The organism is Serratia sp. NPDC078593 (genome assembly GCF_050268245.1).
Lineage (GTDB): Bacteria > Pseudomonadota > Gammaproteobacteria > Enterobacterales > Enterobacteriaceae > JBNNGK01.
Window position 1 is genome coordinate 195237 of sequence record NZ_JBNNGK010000001.1, and the last position, 15315, is coordinate 210551.

At 51.2% G+C, this 15315-nt stretch carries 12 protein-coding genes and 1 other annotated feature; of the genes, 3 read left to right on the top strand and 9 right to left on the bottom strand.

Going from position 1 to position 15315, the window contains the following annotated elements:
* Window positions 1–84 precede the first annotated feature (84 nt).
* Entirely contained in the window at window positions 85–1998 is a 1914-nt protein-coding gene (dnaK, locus tag ACQKDS_RS00825; protein WP_399664707.1) for a molecular chaperone DnaK, read from the bottom strand.
* Between the two features lie 324 nt (window positions 1999–2322).
* Between dnaK and satP the strand changes: the two genes are divergently transcribed.
* Window positions 2323–2895: an acetate uptake transporter gene (gene satP / locus ACQKDS_RS00830; protein WP_399665159.1), complete on the top strand. Its 573-nt coding sequence runs from the start codon at window positions 2323–2325 to the stop codon at window positions 2893–2895.
* A 58-nt stretch (window positions 2896–2953) separates the two neighbouring features.
* On the opposite strand, the gene ACQKDS_RS00835 is transcribed toward satP, so the two are convergent.
* The 3 genes from ACQKDS_RS00835 to tal form a co-directional block, all read right to left on the bottom strand.
* Entirely contained in the window at window positions 2954–4261 is a 1308-nt protein-coding gene (locus ACQKDS_RS00835; protein ID WP_399664705.1) for an MFS transporter, read from the bottom strand.
* Between the two features lie 148 nt (window positions 4262–4409).
* The gene (gene mog, locus ACQKDS_RS00840; protein ID WP_399664702.1) at window positions 4410–4997 is read right to left on the bottom strand and encodes a molybdopterin adenylyltransferase; all 588 of its coding nucleotides are present in this window, start codon (window positions 4995–4997) and stop codon (window positions 4410–4412) included.
* 150 nt (window positions 4998–5147) lie between these two features.
* A complete protein-coding gene (gene tal, locus ACQKDS_RS00845) occupies window positions 5148–6101 on the bottom strand; it encodes a transaldolase (RefSeq protein WP_399664699.1) in 954 nt (317 codons plus the stop codon).
* A gap of 380 nt (window positions 6102–6481) precedes the next feature.
* On the opposite strand from tal, the gene ACQKDS_RS00850 reads away from it, so the two are divergent.
* The gene (locus ACQKDS_RS00850) at window positions 6482–7915 is read left to right on the top strand and encodes an alanine/glycine:cation symporter family protein (RefSeq protein WP_399664696.1); all 1434 of its coding nucleotides are present in this window, start codon (window positions 6482–6484) and stop codon (window positions 7913–7915) included.
* 102 nt (window positions 7916–8017) lie between these two features.
* Window positions 8018–8794, top strand: a complete 777-nt coding sequence (yaaA, locus tag ACQKDS_RS00855; protein ID WP_399664693.1) for a peroxide stress protein YaaA — start codon at window positions 8018–8020, stop codon at window positions 8792–8794.
* 218 nt (window positions 8795–9012) lie between these two features.
* On the opposite strand, the gene thrC is transcribed toward yaaA, so the two are convergent.
* The 5 genes from thrC to ACQKDS_RS00880 all read right to left on the bottom strand — a co-directional run bounded on the left by thrC (window position 9013) and on the right by ACQKDS_RS00880 (window position 14741).
* Window positions 9013–10302: a threonine synthase gene (gene thrC / locus ACQKDS_RS00860; RefSeq protein WP_399664689.1), complete on the bottom strand. Its 1290-nt coding sequence runs from the start codon at window positions 10300–10302 to the stop codon at window positions 9013–9015.
* Window positions 10303–10305: 3 nt separating this feature from the next.
* Window positions 10306–11235: a homoserine kinase gene (gene thrB, locus ACQKDS_RS00865; RefSeq protein WP_399664686.1), complete on the bottom strand. Its 930-nt coding sequence runs from the start codon at window positions 11233–11235 to the stop codon at window positions 10306–10308.
* Window position 11236: 1 nt separating this feature from the next.
* The gene (gene thrA, locus ACQKDS_RS00870) at window positions 11237–13696 is read right to left on the bottom strand and encodes a bifunctional aspartate kinase/homoserine dehydrogenase I (protein ID WP_399664683.1); all 2460 of its coding nucleotides are present in this window, start codon (window positions 13694–13696) and stop codon (window positions 11237–11239) included.
* 25 nt (window positions 13697–13721) lie between these two features.
* Window positions 13722–13840: a sequence feature (Thr leader region), on the bottom strand.
* Window positions 13779–13847 carry a thr operon leader peptide gene (gene thrL / locus ACQKDS_RS00875; protein ID WP_071882886.1) on the bottom strand — a complete coding sequence of 23 codons (69 nt, stop codon included), beginning with the start codon at window positions 13845–13847 and terminating at the stop codon, window positions 13779–13781. Its footprint overlaps the feature before it by 62 nt.
* A gap of 204 nt (window positions 13848–14051) precedes the next feature.
* Entirely contained in the window at window positions 14052–14741 is a 690-nt protein-coding gene (locus ACQKDS_RS00880; protein WP_399664680.1) for a tRNA/rRNA methyltransferase, read from the bottom strand.
* Window positions 14742–15315: the final 574 nt, after the last annotated feature.

The window sequence follows — 15315 nt, forward strand, 5'->3', positions numbered from 1 at the left end:
GTGCACGGGCGTAGAGTTGCCTCGACGCCCGTGCTGGTTTCCGGTAGTACCACGATGGGCGTTACCGTGCCCGCTTAAGGGCGATTATTTTTTGTCTTTAACTTCTTCGAACTCAGCGTCTACAACGTCATCTTCTTTCTTAGCGGCGTTGTCTGCCCCTGCGTCAGCACCTTGTGCTTGCGCTTGAGCCTGTGCCATTTCCAACAGCTTGCCAGAAACCTGCACCAATGCCTGGGTTTTCGCTTCGATGTCGGCTTTATCTTCACCTTTCACCGCCGCTTCCAGATCTGTCAACGCGCTTTCGATAGCCGTTTTGTCTTCCGCAGGCAATTGCTCACCCGCTTCTTCCAATTGCTTACGCGTACCGTGGATCAGATGATCCGCTTGGTTACGGGTTTGCACCAGTTCTTCGAACTTACGGTCTGCTTCAGCATTCACTTCAGCATCACGCACCATTTTCTGGATTTCTTCTTCATTCAGACCTGAAGACGCCTTAATGGTGATTTTCTGTTCACGACCGGTGTTTTTGTCTTTCGCCGACACGTGCAGGATACCGTCAGCATCGATATCGAAGGTGACTTCGATCTGCGCCATGCCGCGTGGAGCTGCCTGAATACCGTCCAGGTTAAACTGACCCAGCGACTTGTTATCAGACGAACGCTTACGCTCACCTTGCAGCACATGGATGGTTACGGCGGATTGGTTATCTTCCGCAGTAGAGAACACCTGGCTGTGTTTGGTTGGGATGGTAGTGTTTTTGGTGATCAACGGTGTCATCACGCTACCCATGGTTTCGATACCCAGTGACAGCGGGGTAACGTCCAGCAGTAGAACGTCTTTAACATCACCGGCCAACACGCCACCCTGAACGGCCGCGCCCACGGCTACCGCTTCGTCTGGGTTAACGTCTTTACGCGGTTCTTTACCGAAGAAATCCGCCACTTTTTTCTGAACCATTGGCATACGCGTCTGACCACCTACCAGGATAACGTCCTGGATATCGGAGACAGACAGACCTGCATCTTTCAGTGCCACTTTCAGTGGTTCAATCGAACGCGCAACCAAATCTTCAACCAGTGACTCAAGTTTCGCACGCGTTACTTTGATGTTCATGTGTTTTGGACCGGTCGCATCTGCCGTGATGTAAGGCAGGTTCACGTCGGTCTGCTGAGCAGAAGACAGCTCGATTTTCGCTTTCTCAGCGGCTTCTTTCAAACGCTGCATTGCCAGCGGATCGTTACGCAGGTCAATGCCTTGCTCTTTTTTGAACTCTTCAACCAGGTAGTTGATCAGGCGGCTGTCGAAGTCTTCACCACCCAAATGGGTGTCACCATTGGTAGCCAGAACTTCGAAGGTTTTTTCGCCGTCAACATCATCAATTTCGATGATAGAGATATCGAAAGTACCCCCACCGAGGTCATACACGGCGATGGTGCGGTTGCCGACTTCTTTGTCCAGGCCGTAAGCCAGTGCCGCAGCCGTTGGTTCGTTGATAATACGTTTTACTTCCAGACCCGCGATACGGCCAGCATCTTTAGTCGCCTGACGCTGCGCATCGTTGAAGTAAGCCGGTACAGTGATAACCGCTTCAGTTACCGGTTCACCCAAGTAATCTTCAGCCGTTTTCTTCATTTTTTTCAACACTTCAGCAGAAATCTGCGGAGGCGCCATTTTCTGGCCTTTAACTTCCAGCCATGCGTCACCGTTATCAGCGCCGATGATTTTGTACGGCATGATGTCTTTATCACGCTGTGCTTCTTCGTCTTGGAAGCGACGGCCAATCAGGCGCTTAATCGCAAACAGCGTATTCTGTGGGTTAGTGACAGCCTGACGCTTAGCCGGCTGGCCAACCAGAGTTTCACCATCCTGGGTATATGCGATGATAGAAGGAGTTGTGCGGTCGCCCTCGGCGTTTTCCAGCACGCGTGCCTTGTTGCCATCCATAATTGCTACACAAGAGTTGGTAGTACCCAGATCGATACCAATAATTTTGCCCATCTAAACGTCTCCACTAATAAATTCATGTTCGGTCAGGTTGCTAACCTATATGCGGGCGTTTTTTTGCTTTTCAACTGCCCGAATATTCACGCCTCAGCGCGGTTGACAACTGCGGTTGAGAATAAGATGGGGCCATCCATTCCAGCATCAAGGGGCAAGGCAAAAAAAATTTCTTTTTTATCGCTCATCCGAGCATTGTTTCCTGCTCTGCGGATCATTATGATGCCGCGCGCGCTGATGGAAGTTCGCTATTTTTCCGCCACTCAGGCCAATTATGTATTTAATACGCTATTTTCGTTAATTTTCTGTTATCGCAGAGGACATATGCACACCAACAAGTTGGCGAATCCCGGCCCCCTGGGACTGATGGGTTTTGGGATGACTACCGTCTTGCTAAACCTGCACAACGCAGGCTTTTTTCCACTGACTTCCGTCATCATTAGCATGGGCATTTTCTTCGGTGGGCTGGCACAGATTTTTGCAGGCATACTCGAATATAAGAAAGGCAATACCTTTGGTTTGACCGCTTTCACGTCTTACGGGAGCTTCTGGCTCACTCTGATCGGTATTTTGCTGCTGCCACGTCTGGGTTTGGCCGAACCGACCGATGCAACCTTCCTGGGTGTTTATCTGGCGTTATGGGGGATCTTCACGCTGTTTATGTTCTTCGGTACGTTGCGCGCCAACCGAGCATTACAGTTCGTCTTCGCCAGTCTGACACTATTATTTGCCCTACTGGCTATCGGTAATATCACCGGTAATCAAGCCATATTGGTCTTTGCCGGCTATGAAGGGATTATTTGCGGTGCCAGCGCCATTTATCTGGCCATGGCAGAGGTGATCAATGAGCAATTAGGCCGCAACGTGCTGCCGATTGGCGACGCGAAAACCGCCTGATATCGCCAACCGAATGACATGTATTAGCAAAAGCCCTGCACCAGACGCAGGGCTTTGTTTAGTTCAGAGAATTGACGCGCCGCGCTTTGCTTGCACTATCAAGATCGCGATGCAGGTAAATCCCCAGCACCAACCCGATCATCGACAGCGCTAATACGTAATAGGCAGGAGCCAGCGGCGTTAATTTCATCAGCAGGGTAATAAATATCGGCGTCAAACCGCCAAAAATAGCGTACGACACGTTGTATGAGAACGAAATCCCGCTAAACCGGACTTCCGCCGGAAACGCCCGCACCATGACATACGGTACTGCCCCCACGACGCCAACGCTGAACCCCACCAGCGCATAACCGACGAACAACATTTCCGGCTGCACGCCCACCGTCTGATAAAACCACCAACTGCACCCCGCTAGCAGTAAACTGCCAGCAATAAACGTTTTACTGGCGCCGAAACGATCGGCCGCCAATCCGGCCAGAATACAGCCGAAAATCAACATTACGGTGGCAAGGCTGTTGGCTTGCAAAGCCAGCGCGGGCGCAATACCAAACTGTTTTTGCAGATAGGTTGGCGTCATTAGGATCACCACCACAATGCCCGCCGACAACAGCCAAGTAAGCAGCATCGATACCGCAATCTCTTTTCGGTGGTTAACCACCACCGATTTCAACGGCAACTCTTCTGCCAACGCTTTCCGTGCCTGCATCTCGATAAAAATGGGAGTTTCCTGCAACCAACGGCGCAGATACATAGCGATCAGACCAAATATGCCCCCCAGCAAGAACGGGATACGCCAGCCACCGTCAGCAATATTTTGCGCACTGAGGGTCGTATTAATGAGCGTCGCCATCAGCGAACCCAGCAAAATGCCGACGGTCAACCCCGCCGTCAGCGTTCCGCAGGCAAAACCAATGTGTTTATGTGGCACATGCTCAGCAACAAAGACCCAGGCACCGGGCACCTCACCACCGATCGCCGCACCTTGCAACACGCGCATCAACAGCAATAGCAACGGGGCAGCAATACCAATACTGGCGTAGGTCGGCAGCAGCCCCATCCCCAGCGTGGGCAACGCCATGAGCAAAATGCTCAGGCTGAACATTTTCTTACGGCCAACCCGATCGCCAAAATGTGCCATGACGATGCCGCCCAACGGCCTGGCCAGATAGCCCGCGGCAAAAATGCCAAAGGTCTGCATCAAACGCAGCCACTCGGGCATATCCGGCGGGAAGAACAATTCCCCCATCACCGCCGCGAAGAACACAAAGATGATGAAGTCGTAAAACTCCAAGGCTCCACCCAGTGCCGCCAGCGTTAACGTTTTGTAGTCTTGCCGATTCAGTCGGCGATGATTATCGTGATGCATAAGGCTCCGTCAGAATAAGCGGGAAAATCGCACATGTCGGCAGAAACAATGTAAACGAGTTGTTACCATAACGGCAACCTATTGGCGCACCACGATATCTTTCCTTGTTCAAGCGCTAGCAACGTTAACGCTATGCCCTTGATAGGATTTATTGCGTGGTTTCGCGGCGCGCATTTTTAGGGCGGAAAGCGGCGACTACTGATTCATGCGTCTCCACATAAGGGCCTTCCAGCAATTGAATGCAGTACGGTACGCTGGCGAAAATACCATGCACCACCACACCGCCCTGCACATCCTTTACCCCTTCCAACGTTTCCTTAATCGATTTCGGCTGGCCCGGCAGGTTGATGATCAGCGCCTGCTTACGGATCACCCCCACCTGACGTGAAAGAATTGCCGTTGGCACATAGTGTAGGCTGATTTGGCGCATTTGCTCGCCGAACCCCGGCATCACGCGATCGGCGATGGCTAGCGTCGCGTCAGGCGTCACATCGCGCCGCGCCGGGCCGGTGCCGCCGGTGGTCAACACCAGATGACATCCCATTTCATCCACCAGTTCACATAACGTATGTTCGATCATTGTCTGTTCGTCCGGGATCAAACGCGTTTCCAGTTTAAACGGCGTCGCCAAGGCATCGCTGAGCCATTCTGATAGCGCCGGAATACCTTTGTCTTGATACACACCGCCTGACGCACGGTCAGAAATTGAAACCAAACCAATACGTAATGTGTCCATGCTTAACCTCTACTGCCTAATGGGGGTCAGACGGGTGTATTTCCCGTCCTGTTTCTATGCGCAGAGTATATACGGCGTCGGTTCCGTGACGGGAGTAGCAGACATAAAAAAAGGCGGCCTAAGCCACCTTTTTCACCTGAACTGCCAACGTTATAGCAGATCGGCGATCATTTTTTCCAACTTGCCTTGGTCTACGGCAAATTTGCGGATACCGTCCGTCAGTTTTTCAACCGCCATTGGATCCTGGTTATGCTGCCAGTAGAACTCAGGTTCAGTCAGCGACGCAGGGCGCGCTTTGACTTCACCGGTATATGACAGTTTGCGCTCCAATGCGCCTTCGCTTTCTGCCAGCTCTTTCAACAGTGCCGGCGCAATGGTCAAACGATCGCAACCGGCCAGTTCGATAATTTCACCAACGTTACGGAAGCTTGCGCCCATCACCACGGTGTCATAGCCATGTTGCTTATAGTACTGATAGATTTCAGTCACGGAAACCACGCCAGGATCTTCGTTCGGCGCGAACTCTTTCTTATCGCCATTGGCTTTGTACCAATCGAGGATACGGCCAACAAACGGAGAAATCAGGTAAACCCCGGCTTCGGCACAGGCACGCGCCTGTGCAAAGGAGAACAGCAGCGTCAGGTTACAGTTGATGCCTTCTTTCTCCAGACGCTCCGCAGCACGGATACCTTGCCAGGTTGACGCCAGTTTGATCAGGATACGATCGTTGCTGATGCCCGCTTCGTTATACAGTTTAATCAGACGCTTGGCTTTGGCCACGCTCGCTTCGGTGTCATAAGACAGACGCGCGTCCACTTCGGTGGAGATACGCCCCGGAACCAGTTTCAAAATTTCCAAACCAATGTTGACCGCCAGCTTGTCAGCGGCGTCGGCAATTTGCTGCTCGCGATCGCTGCTCTGCTCACGCGCCCAAGCAATAGCGTCGTCAATCAGTTTGCGGTATTCAGGAATTTGGGCTGCATTGAGTATCAGCGAAGGGTTGGTCGTCGCATCTTGCGGTTGATACAGCTTCATTGCAGCGATATCACCCGTATCCGCAACCACCGTAGTGAGCTGGCGTAGGGAAGTTAATTTATCGGTCATGTTGGCATTATCTCATCGTTTGTGCATGAACTTTTGGCATCGTTCAACCATGCCCTTGCTTGATAATAACATGCGTAAGGCCCGGCGCAAGGCTGGAAAGTCGCGCCTCCACGCCGCTTGATTTATCCGTGGACTCGCAACCGATTACGCTGATATGTTTCACCCTTTCTTCTGGGGTAAAAATACAATTACGTGCGTTGGGTTAAAAAAATTATGTTAAATTTTAGAAATTGCATGCAATCATAAGAAAAATCTGCGAAAAGTCTCAATTCGCTGAAGCAGGTCGATTTTTGGCTAAGCTCTTGTAAAACTAGATCAATATATTTTCACCCTGGGTGAACGCGGCGCGGTGCGCTTAAGACGCTAACAAGGAGGGGTCCGTGACGGATCTGATTAACTTCATTAACAATATCTTGTGGGGTTCGGTGCTGATTTATTTGCTGTTAGGCACCGGCATTTATTTTACCCTACGCACTCGTTTCATTCAGATACGCCATTTCGGCCATATGTTCTCAGTGCTTAAGAACAGCAACAAAAGCGACAGCGCTGGCATCTCCTCTTTTCAGGCCTTATGTACCACACTGGCGGCACGCGTCGGTACCGGCAACCTCACCGGCGTCGCCATTGCCTTAACCGCAGGCGGCCCTGGCGCTATCTTCTGGATGTGGATGGTTGCGTTTATCGGGATGGGCACCTCATTCATTGAAAGTACCTTGGCTCAGTTATACAAAACCAAAGACGATCAAGGTAACTATCGCGGCGGCCCGGCCTACTACATGGAAAAAGGTCTGGGAATGCGCTGGATGGGCGTCTTGTTTTCCATTTTCCTGATCATCGCTTTTGGCCTGGTGTTTAACGCCGTACAAGCCAACTCGATTGCCCAAGCCAGCGCTGTAGCGTTCGGCTTCGATCCCTTATTCGTGGGTATTGGTCTGGTGCTGTTGAGCGGTATTGTTATCTTCGGTGGTATCCGTTCTATCGCCCGTGTCGCAGAATTAGTGGTGCCGATTATGGCCGCCGCTTATCTGCTGTTAGCCTTCTGGGTCATTGCGCAACACATTGAGCAATTACCCTCTATTCTGTCGCTGATCGTCAAAAGCGCATTCGGCCTGCAAGAAGCCGCCGCCGGGGTGGTAGGCTATGGCGTTGCGCAAGCCATGACCCACGGCGTGCAGCGCGGATTGTTCTCCAACGAAGCCGGTATGGGTTCGGCACCGAATGCGGCGGCGTCCGCCTCGCCCTATCCGCCGCATCCCGCTTCGCAAGGCTATGTGCAAATGCTCGGCGTATTCATCGATACCATCGTTATCTGTAGCGCCACCGCAGCGATTATTCTCGCTTCTGGCGCACTGGATAACCCAACCGGCACCATCAGCGGTATCGAGCTGACTCAGCGTGCGCTCGCCAGCGCAGTGGGTAGCTGGGGGGCGACGTTCGTTGCCATTGCCATTTTCTTCTTTGCCTTTACTTCGATTATTGCCAACTATGCCTACGCCGAGAACAATTTAATCTTCCTTGAGCACAATCATCCCGCGCGCCTAACGATATTCCGCTGCATCGCGTTAGGCATGGTGATGTTTGGCGCACTGGCAGAATTGCCAATGGTGTGGAAAATGGCAGATACCGCGATGGCATTGATGGCAATTACCAACCTGACGGCCATTTTGCTGTTGTCACGTGTCGCCTTGAAGTTAGCATACGATTACAACTTCCAGCGTTCACAAGGTAAGTTGCCGACCTTTAACGCCAATGATTATCCAGAACTGAAATCCCAGTTAGAACCTGGCGTATGGGATAATCAGAAACCGCAATAACTCGTCCAAGGGCGCATGCAAAGTGCGCCCTATCAGACCGATTGCCCCTTTTCCCTCTGGTTTTTGCTACAGTATCCGCACATTGTTAAACAGGATGTGTCCATGCTCGTTATTATTTCACCTGCTAAAACTCTTGATTATGAAAGCCCGCTGGCGACACAACGCTTCACGCAACCTGAACTGTTGGATAACTCAGAACGGCTTATCGACATTTGCCGTGAATTGACGCCCGTACAAATCGCCAGCCTGATGAGCATCAGCGATAAACTCGCCGGGTTAAACGCCGCACGATTCAGCGAATGGCAGCCACACTTCACCCCTGAAAATGCACGACAAGCGCTGCTGGCCTTCAAGGGGGATGTGTATACCGGTCTCCAAGCGCAAGATTTTAGCGAGCAGGATTTCGACTTTGCGCAACAGCATCTACGCATGCTTTCCGGTTTGTACGGCGTATTGCGCCCGCTCGATTTAATGATGCCTTATCGTTTAGAAATGGGGATTAAGTTAGCGAATCCTCACGGCAAAGATCTGTATAGTTTCTGGGGCGAGAAAATCACTCAAACATTGAATGCCGCACTGGAGCAGCAAGGCGACAACGTGGTGGTTAACCTGGCTTCCGATGAATACTTTAAATCGGTCAAAACCGCTAAGCTGAATGCCAATCTGATTAAACCGGTATTTTTGGATGAGAAGAATGGCAAATATAAAGTTATCAGCTTCTACGCCAAAAAAGCACGCGGTTTGATGAGCCGTTTTATTATTAAGAATCGGTTAACCAGCACGGAGCAGTTGGCCGATTTTAATTTGGAAGGCTACGCCTTTGATGAAGCGGCATCCAAAGGCAATGAACTGGTGTTCAAGCGCCCAGAGGCGTCATAAGCCACTGAAAAACAGTGCGCCATCTAAAGATATGTTAAATGGCGAAAAGAGCGGGCAGCAATGTAGTCAGTGGTTTGAAGCCGTCAAATGACGGCTTCAGCCTGCTGACAAAGACTGTTAGTAGGAAAAGAGCGTCTTGCCGCCGGAGCGTCTTTCGGTGTACCAGGCCCGAGTATCTCGGGCTCAACGCTTTTTAGATAATCACGGCCGTTGGGGAATCAGGCCGGTAATGCCATTAAATATTGACGTAACGTTGGCCAATCGGCTCCCAGCGTCTGCGATAATAATGGCAGGTTAGCCCGCACTGCCAACGCATTCGGCAGCGCTAATTCTTGGCCTAAAATTTCCTCGACGCTTTCCTTAAATTTAGCCGGATGCGCGGTGCCCAGGAACAGGCCAAACTCCCCTTCTTTCAGTTGGTCACGCAATAGACGATACGCGATCGCCGCATGCGGTTCAGAAACATAGCCCAATGCTAACAGCGCTTTCATGGTGTCTTTGGTAGTCTCATCACTCACGGCACCGTAGCCTAAGTTTTTTAACTGCCAAATCTTGCGACGGAACAACTCTTCCACCCGAGGCCAGTTATTTGGTTGGCTGACGTCCATGGCGTTAGACAAGGTCGCAACCGTAGCATGGGGCTGCCACTGACCATTTACCAAGAAACGCGGTACGGTGTCGTTGGCGTTGGTGGCCGCAATAAAACGCTTAACCGGCAAGCCGAGCGATTTAGCCAGCAGGCCCGCGGTCAGATCGCCAAAGTTACCGCTTGGTACGGAAATCACCAATTGATTCCGCGCCTCCTGCGGCAGTTGAGCAACCGCTTCGAAGTAATAGCAGATCTGCGCCAACAGGCGGCTGATATTGATCGAGTTTGCAGAGTTCAGATGCAGTGCATCTTTCAATTCTTGATCGTCGAACGCCTGTTTGACCAACGCCTGACAAGCGTCAAAATCACCGTCAATCGCCACGGTGTGAATATTCCCCCCCAGCGTACAAAACAGTTTTTCTTGCAGCGGGCTGATCTTCCCTTGGGGATACAGAATAACTACGCGCACATTTTTCAGGCCGTAAAAGGCATGGGCCACCGCAGCACCGGTATCACCGGAAGTTGCGGTAAGAATAGTTACCGGCTGATCGCCAGCAACCTCCGCCAGCATTTGTGCCATAAAGCGGCCGCCGAAATCCTTGAACGCCAACGTTGGGCCGTGGAACAGTTCAAGGCAAGCAATATCACTCTCTACCTGCGCAACCGGCGCTGGAAACTCGAAGGCGGCTTTCACGCGCTTATATAGCGCTTCTTCGCCAATTTCATCCCCGATAAACGCAGACAAAATACGCGTACTGCGGGTAACAAAATCTTCCGCCAGCAGTTGATCGATCTCTGTCAGTTCGAACTCAGGTAGCTCCAGCGGGAAGAATAATCCTTGCTGCTTGCCCAAACCCTGTTTGATCGCCTGCGCAAAGCTGACCTGTTCGTTATGATCCTTAAGATTGTACAGTTTCATGCGTTATCCCAATAGTCGTGCGCCTGCGGTATCCAGACGGCAAATATGAACAAAACCTTCGTCGTTTTGCAGATAGTGATTGTTTAGCCAGTCGGCCATTCGCTGGGCTGTCTCGCCGTTATCACACACGGCAAATAGCGTCGGCCCAGAACCTGAAATACCGCACGCTAACGCTCCCATGTCCTGCGCTGCTTTACGCGCTTCGGCAAAGCCTGGCAGTAAACGCGTGCGATACGGTTCGGCAATCACATCCTGCATCAGCTTCGCCGCCAACCTTGGCTGCTGGGTATGGCAGGCATGAATAAACCCGGCCAGATAACGCCCGTGGCTGATACAGTCCTGACGACGATATTGTGCGGGCAGAATGGCGCGCGCTTCGGCGGTGGAGACTTTAATCCCCGGGTAAGCCATCACCCATAGCCACTCTTTAAAGCATGGCACTTCCTGGCTGATGAAGCCTTCTTCCTCTAGCATTAATTGCAAGCCACCCAGATAGCACGGTGCAACGTTGTCATAATGCACGCTGCCGGAAATACGCCCTTCCAATTCCCCCATCAGCGCCAGCAACTGCATCTCATTGAGTGGACGATCGCAAAACTCGTTCATCGCCATCAGACCCGCTACCACCGAACAGGCACTGGAACCCAAGCCGGAGCCAATCGGCATGTTTTTTTCCAACCGCATCGCCACCGGCACATCGCGGCCAATTTCCTGGCAGAAACGCTGCCAACATTGATAAACGATATTGTCTTTTGGGTCGTCCGGTAGCTTACTGACAAAACGCCCGGCATTTTCCAAACTGAACGACTCCGCCGCCTCAACGCTGACGCAATCGCCTAACAATGTTCCGTCGATCGGTGAAACGGCCGCGCCAAGCACGTCAAAGCCGACGCTGACGTTGCCAATTGACGCCGGTGCATACACCTTAACCATATTAAACTCCCAACTTCCATGACAGCGTGCGCAACAGATCGGCAAACACCCCAGCAGCCGTCACATCGTTGCCAGCACCATAGCCGCGCAACACCAGCGGCAAGGGTTGATAATAACGGCTGTGGAAAGCCAGCGCATTTTCACCGTTTTTTACTTTATATAATGGATCGTTGCCATCAACCGCATCAATACGAACCTGACAACGCCCCTCTTCAATGACACCAACATAGCGTAGCACTTTGCCCTGCTTCGTGGCGTCCGCCACCCGACGACCAAATGCGTCATCCAACGCCGGTAAACGCGCGAGGAAACTATCAACGTCACCGTCAGCATCAAAACTTGGCGGCAGCACCGATTCGACCTCAATGTCACTCAGCTCTAATTTGTAACCGGCTTCGCGCGCCAAAATCAACAATTTGCGTGCAACGTCCATGCCGGAGAGATCGTCACGCGGGTCCGGTTCCGTGTAACCGTTGGCCTTGGCTTGCAATGTCGCTTCAGACAGTGACATCCCTTCATCAAGCTTACCGAAAATAAAGGATAACGAACCGGAAAGAACGCCAGAAAAACGCGTCAGCTCATCACCCGCATTCAGCAAATTCTGCAGGTTTTCGATTACCGGCAGCCCCGCCCCCACGTTAGTGTCATAGAGAAACTTACGTCGAGAACCGGCTGCCGCACTGCGCAACTGCTGATAATAGTGCATCGACGACGTGTTGGCCTTTTTGTTCGGCGTTACAACATGGAAACCGTCGGCCAAGAAGTCGACGTATTGTTCCGCCACCGCCTGACTGGAGGTACAATCGACGATCACCGGATTCAACAGGTGGTACTCCTTCACCAAACGAATCAAACGCCCCAGGTTGAATGGCTCCTGTGCGCCCCCCAGCTCATCACGCCAACTATCGAGAGAGATGCCGTGTACGTTAGTCAGCATCGCGCGGGAATTGGCAATGCCACACACGCGCAGATCGATATGCTTTTGTTTCAACCACGGTTGTTGGCGGTAAATTTGCTCGATCAATGCGCCCCCCACGCCGCCGACACCGATCACAAACACTTCAATCACCTGATCGGTGTTAAACAACATTTGGTGGCACACGCGCACCCCCGTAGTGGCATCTTCATTGTTGACCACCACCGAAATTGAACGTTCGGAAGACCCTTGCGCAATCGCCACGATATTGATGTTGGCGCTGGCCAGCGCAGAGAAGAAGCGTGCGGAGATGCCGCGTAGCGTACGCATCCCATCACCCACGACCGAAATAATCGCCAGATTCTCCATCACGTCCAGCGGCTCCAGCAGGCCATCTTTCAGTTCTAAGTAAAACTCATCACCCAATGCGCGACGCGCTCGTTGCAGCTCAGTTTGCGGCACACAGAAGCTGATGCTGTATTCGGAAGAGGACTGGGTAATCAGCACTACCGAGATACCCGCGCGCGACATCACGGCAAACACCCGCGCCGCCATGCCGACCATGCCTTTCATGCCGGGGCCAGACACGTTGATCATCGCCATGTTATTCAAGTTGGTAATCCCTTTTACCGGCGTATCGTCATCCACACTTTCGCGGCCAATTAACGTCCCCGGCGCTTGTGGGTTCGAGGTGTTTTTAATCAGGCAAGGAATTTGGAACTGGGCGATAGGAATGATGGTGCGGGGATGCAAAACTTTAGCGCCGAAATAAGAAAGCTCCATTGCCTCCTGATACGACATGGATTTCAATAATCTGGCATCCGGGACGGTGCGGGGATCGCAGGTATAAACGCCATCAACATCAGTCCAGATTTCACAGCAATCTGCGCGTAAACACGCGGCTAACACCGCAGCGGAATAATCAGAGCCATTGCGGCCTAACACCACCAGCTCGCCTTTGTCATTCCCAGCGGTAAAGCCCGCCATCAACACGATATGATCGGACGGAATACCCGACGCCGCAATGCGCAACGTAGACTCGGCAATATCCACCGTGGATTCTAAGTAATGCCCCTGCGCCAGCAGTTTTTCCACCGGGTTGATCACCGTAACCGGGAAACCTTTCGCTTTAAACACGCCTTCCATGATGGCGATAGAGAGTTTTTCACCTCGGCAAATGATCGAAGCATTCACGCTATCCGGGCACTGCCCAAGCAGTGCAACACCATGAAGTACCTGTTTCAATTGCGCAAACTCATGGCTGACAAACGCCTTCAGGCGATCGTGTTCAAAACCCGGCAACGCCTGTGCCAAGCCACTTAACAGATCGGCAAAAATTCGTTCCGCGTCGCTCATATTTGGCTGAATATCAAGACCGGACACGGTTTTCTCGATCATCGCCACCAAATGGTTGGTAATTTTTGCGGGTGCAGACAACACCGTGGCTACCTGTCCCTGACATGCATTACTTTCCATGATATCGGCCACGCGCAGAAAACGTTCCGCATTCGCTACCGAGGTTCCACCAAATTTCAGCACTCGCATTTCTGTTATCTCCCGAATTTAAGCCGAAAAAAAAGCCCGCACTGGTTAGGTGCGGGCTTTTTTTTCTTGTTTCCTGTGCGCGTCAGCCCGCCCCGTTACCTGTGGTATCGGTGGTGGTAATAATTGTGGTATTCAGGCTGATGAATCGCATTCTGTCTGTCTCATTAGAATCTCTGTCCCTCTATTGGTTAAAGCAATCGGGATCTCAAGTCAAATTATTTCTTGCCGTTGCTTATTTATTATCCAATCATAGCATTAGCTAATAAAACAGACAAAAAGTAAAACAACAGCATAAAAACACAGGGAAATTGCGAAATCTCAGTGTATATCACTAACTAAATACCACCCAGCACCATCATCCCTTTGTCAGTTTTTTTTCAATGTCATGCAACAAAGTATGCAACATCACGGTATCGCGCTGTTGCAGCAAACCTAGCCGTTGGTGTACCCAATCACGTAATTTTTGATCGTCGTCCACATCCAGATTCTGCAATAAACGATCGGCACGCTGACGTAAGGCACGCAATTGTCCGCCGTCGGCCAACGGCTCTTGTGGTGACGCCACATTCATTAAAGCGGAAAGCTGGTAGCAGTACACCATGACTGCCTGGCCGAGATTCAGTGAGGGATAATCCGCCTGCATCGGCACACCGGTTAGCAGATCAGCCAGCGCTAACTCTTCGTTCGTCAAACCGGAATCTTCACGCCCGAACACTAACGCGGCCTGCTGTATCCATTGTTGACGCTCGCCAAGCTGGTTCTGCAACTCCTGCGGCGTACAGTAATAATGGAAACGAGCGCGGCTGCGCGCCGTCGTGGCAACGGTAAAATCAACGTCGACCAACGCCTGTTCCAGCGTAGGGAATATCTGAACCGCATCGAGGATCTCTCCTGCACCATGAGCTACCCAACGTGCCGCTGGCTGCAAATGTGCTTCGCTATCGACAATACGTAACGAACTGAACCCCATCGTTTTCATCGCCCGCGCCGCCGCGCCGACGTTCTCCGGGCGAGCCGGTGCCACTAAAATAATATGTAACTGCATTGGTACTCCATAACGACTAACGTATGCTTTGACTGTTCAGCAACGTCTGATTATATTTACAAATGTGCAACAAAAAAGAGAAGGCTTAATGAAAACCAGTTAAAATGGTTCATTAAGTGATTAAACCAAGCATAACCCTTGTTTTTAGAAAAATTATTTTTTAAACAATATTGATCAAGATGTTAACTGGTACTTATTCTCCATTCTGAAAAAATTGCCATACTTTAAGCTTAACAATGCTGAATCGTTCACAGAGTTTGCGGTTCTTTGACTTAAACTGGCATTCCTGTAAGTGTTTTTCACAAAACTGTTAACGTGCTACAATTGAATTTGATATATGTCAACAAACCGTAGTTTTGTTGGGTGGTGAATTCGGCATGCACTGTTATATTGCTGTTAATAGGGTTAGGATATGCGCCGTTTTGGCACCTTTGGGGTTGTAGGGAATAGCATCCCCACCAAGCTAGCGATCTTGTTGACATGAGATGGAAAGTGCATCAAGAACGAGTTTACGTACTTTAGTCATGTGTAAGAGGGAACGTGAGCAGTATCTCTGCCCTCATCTAACATAACA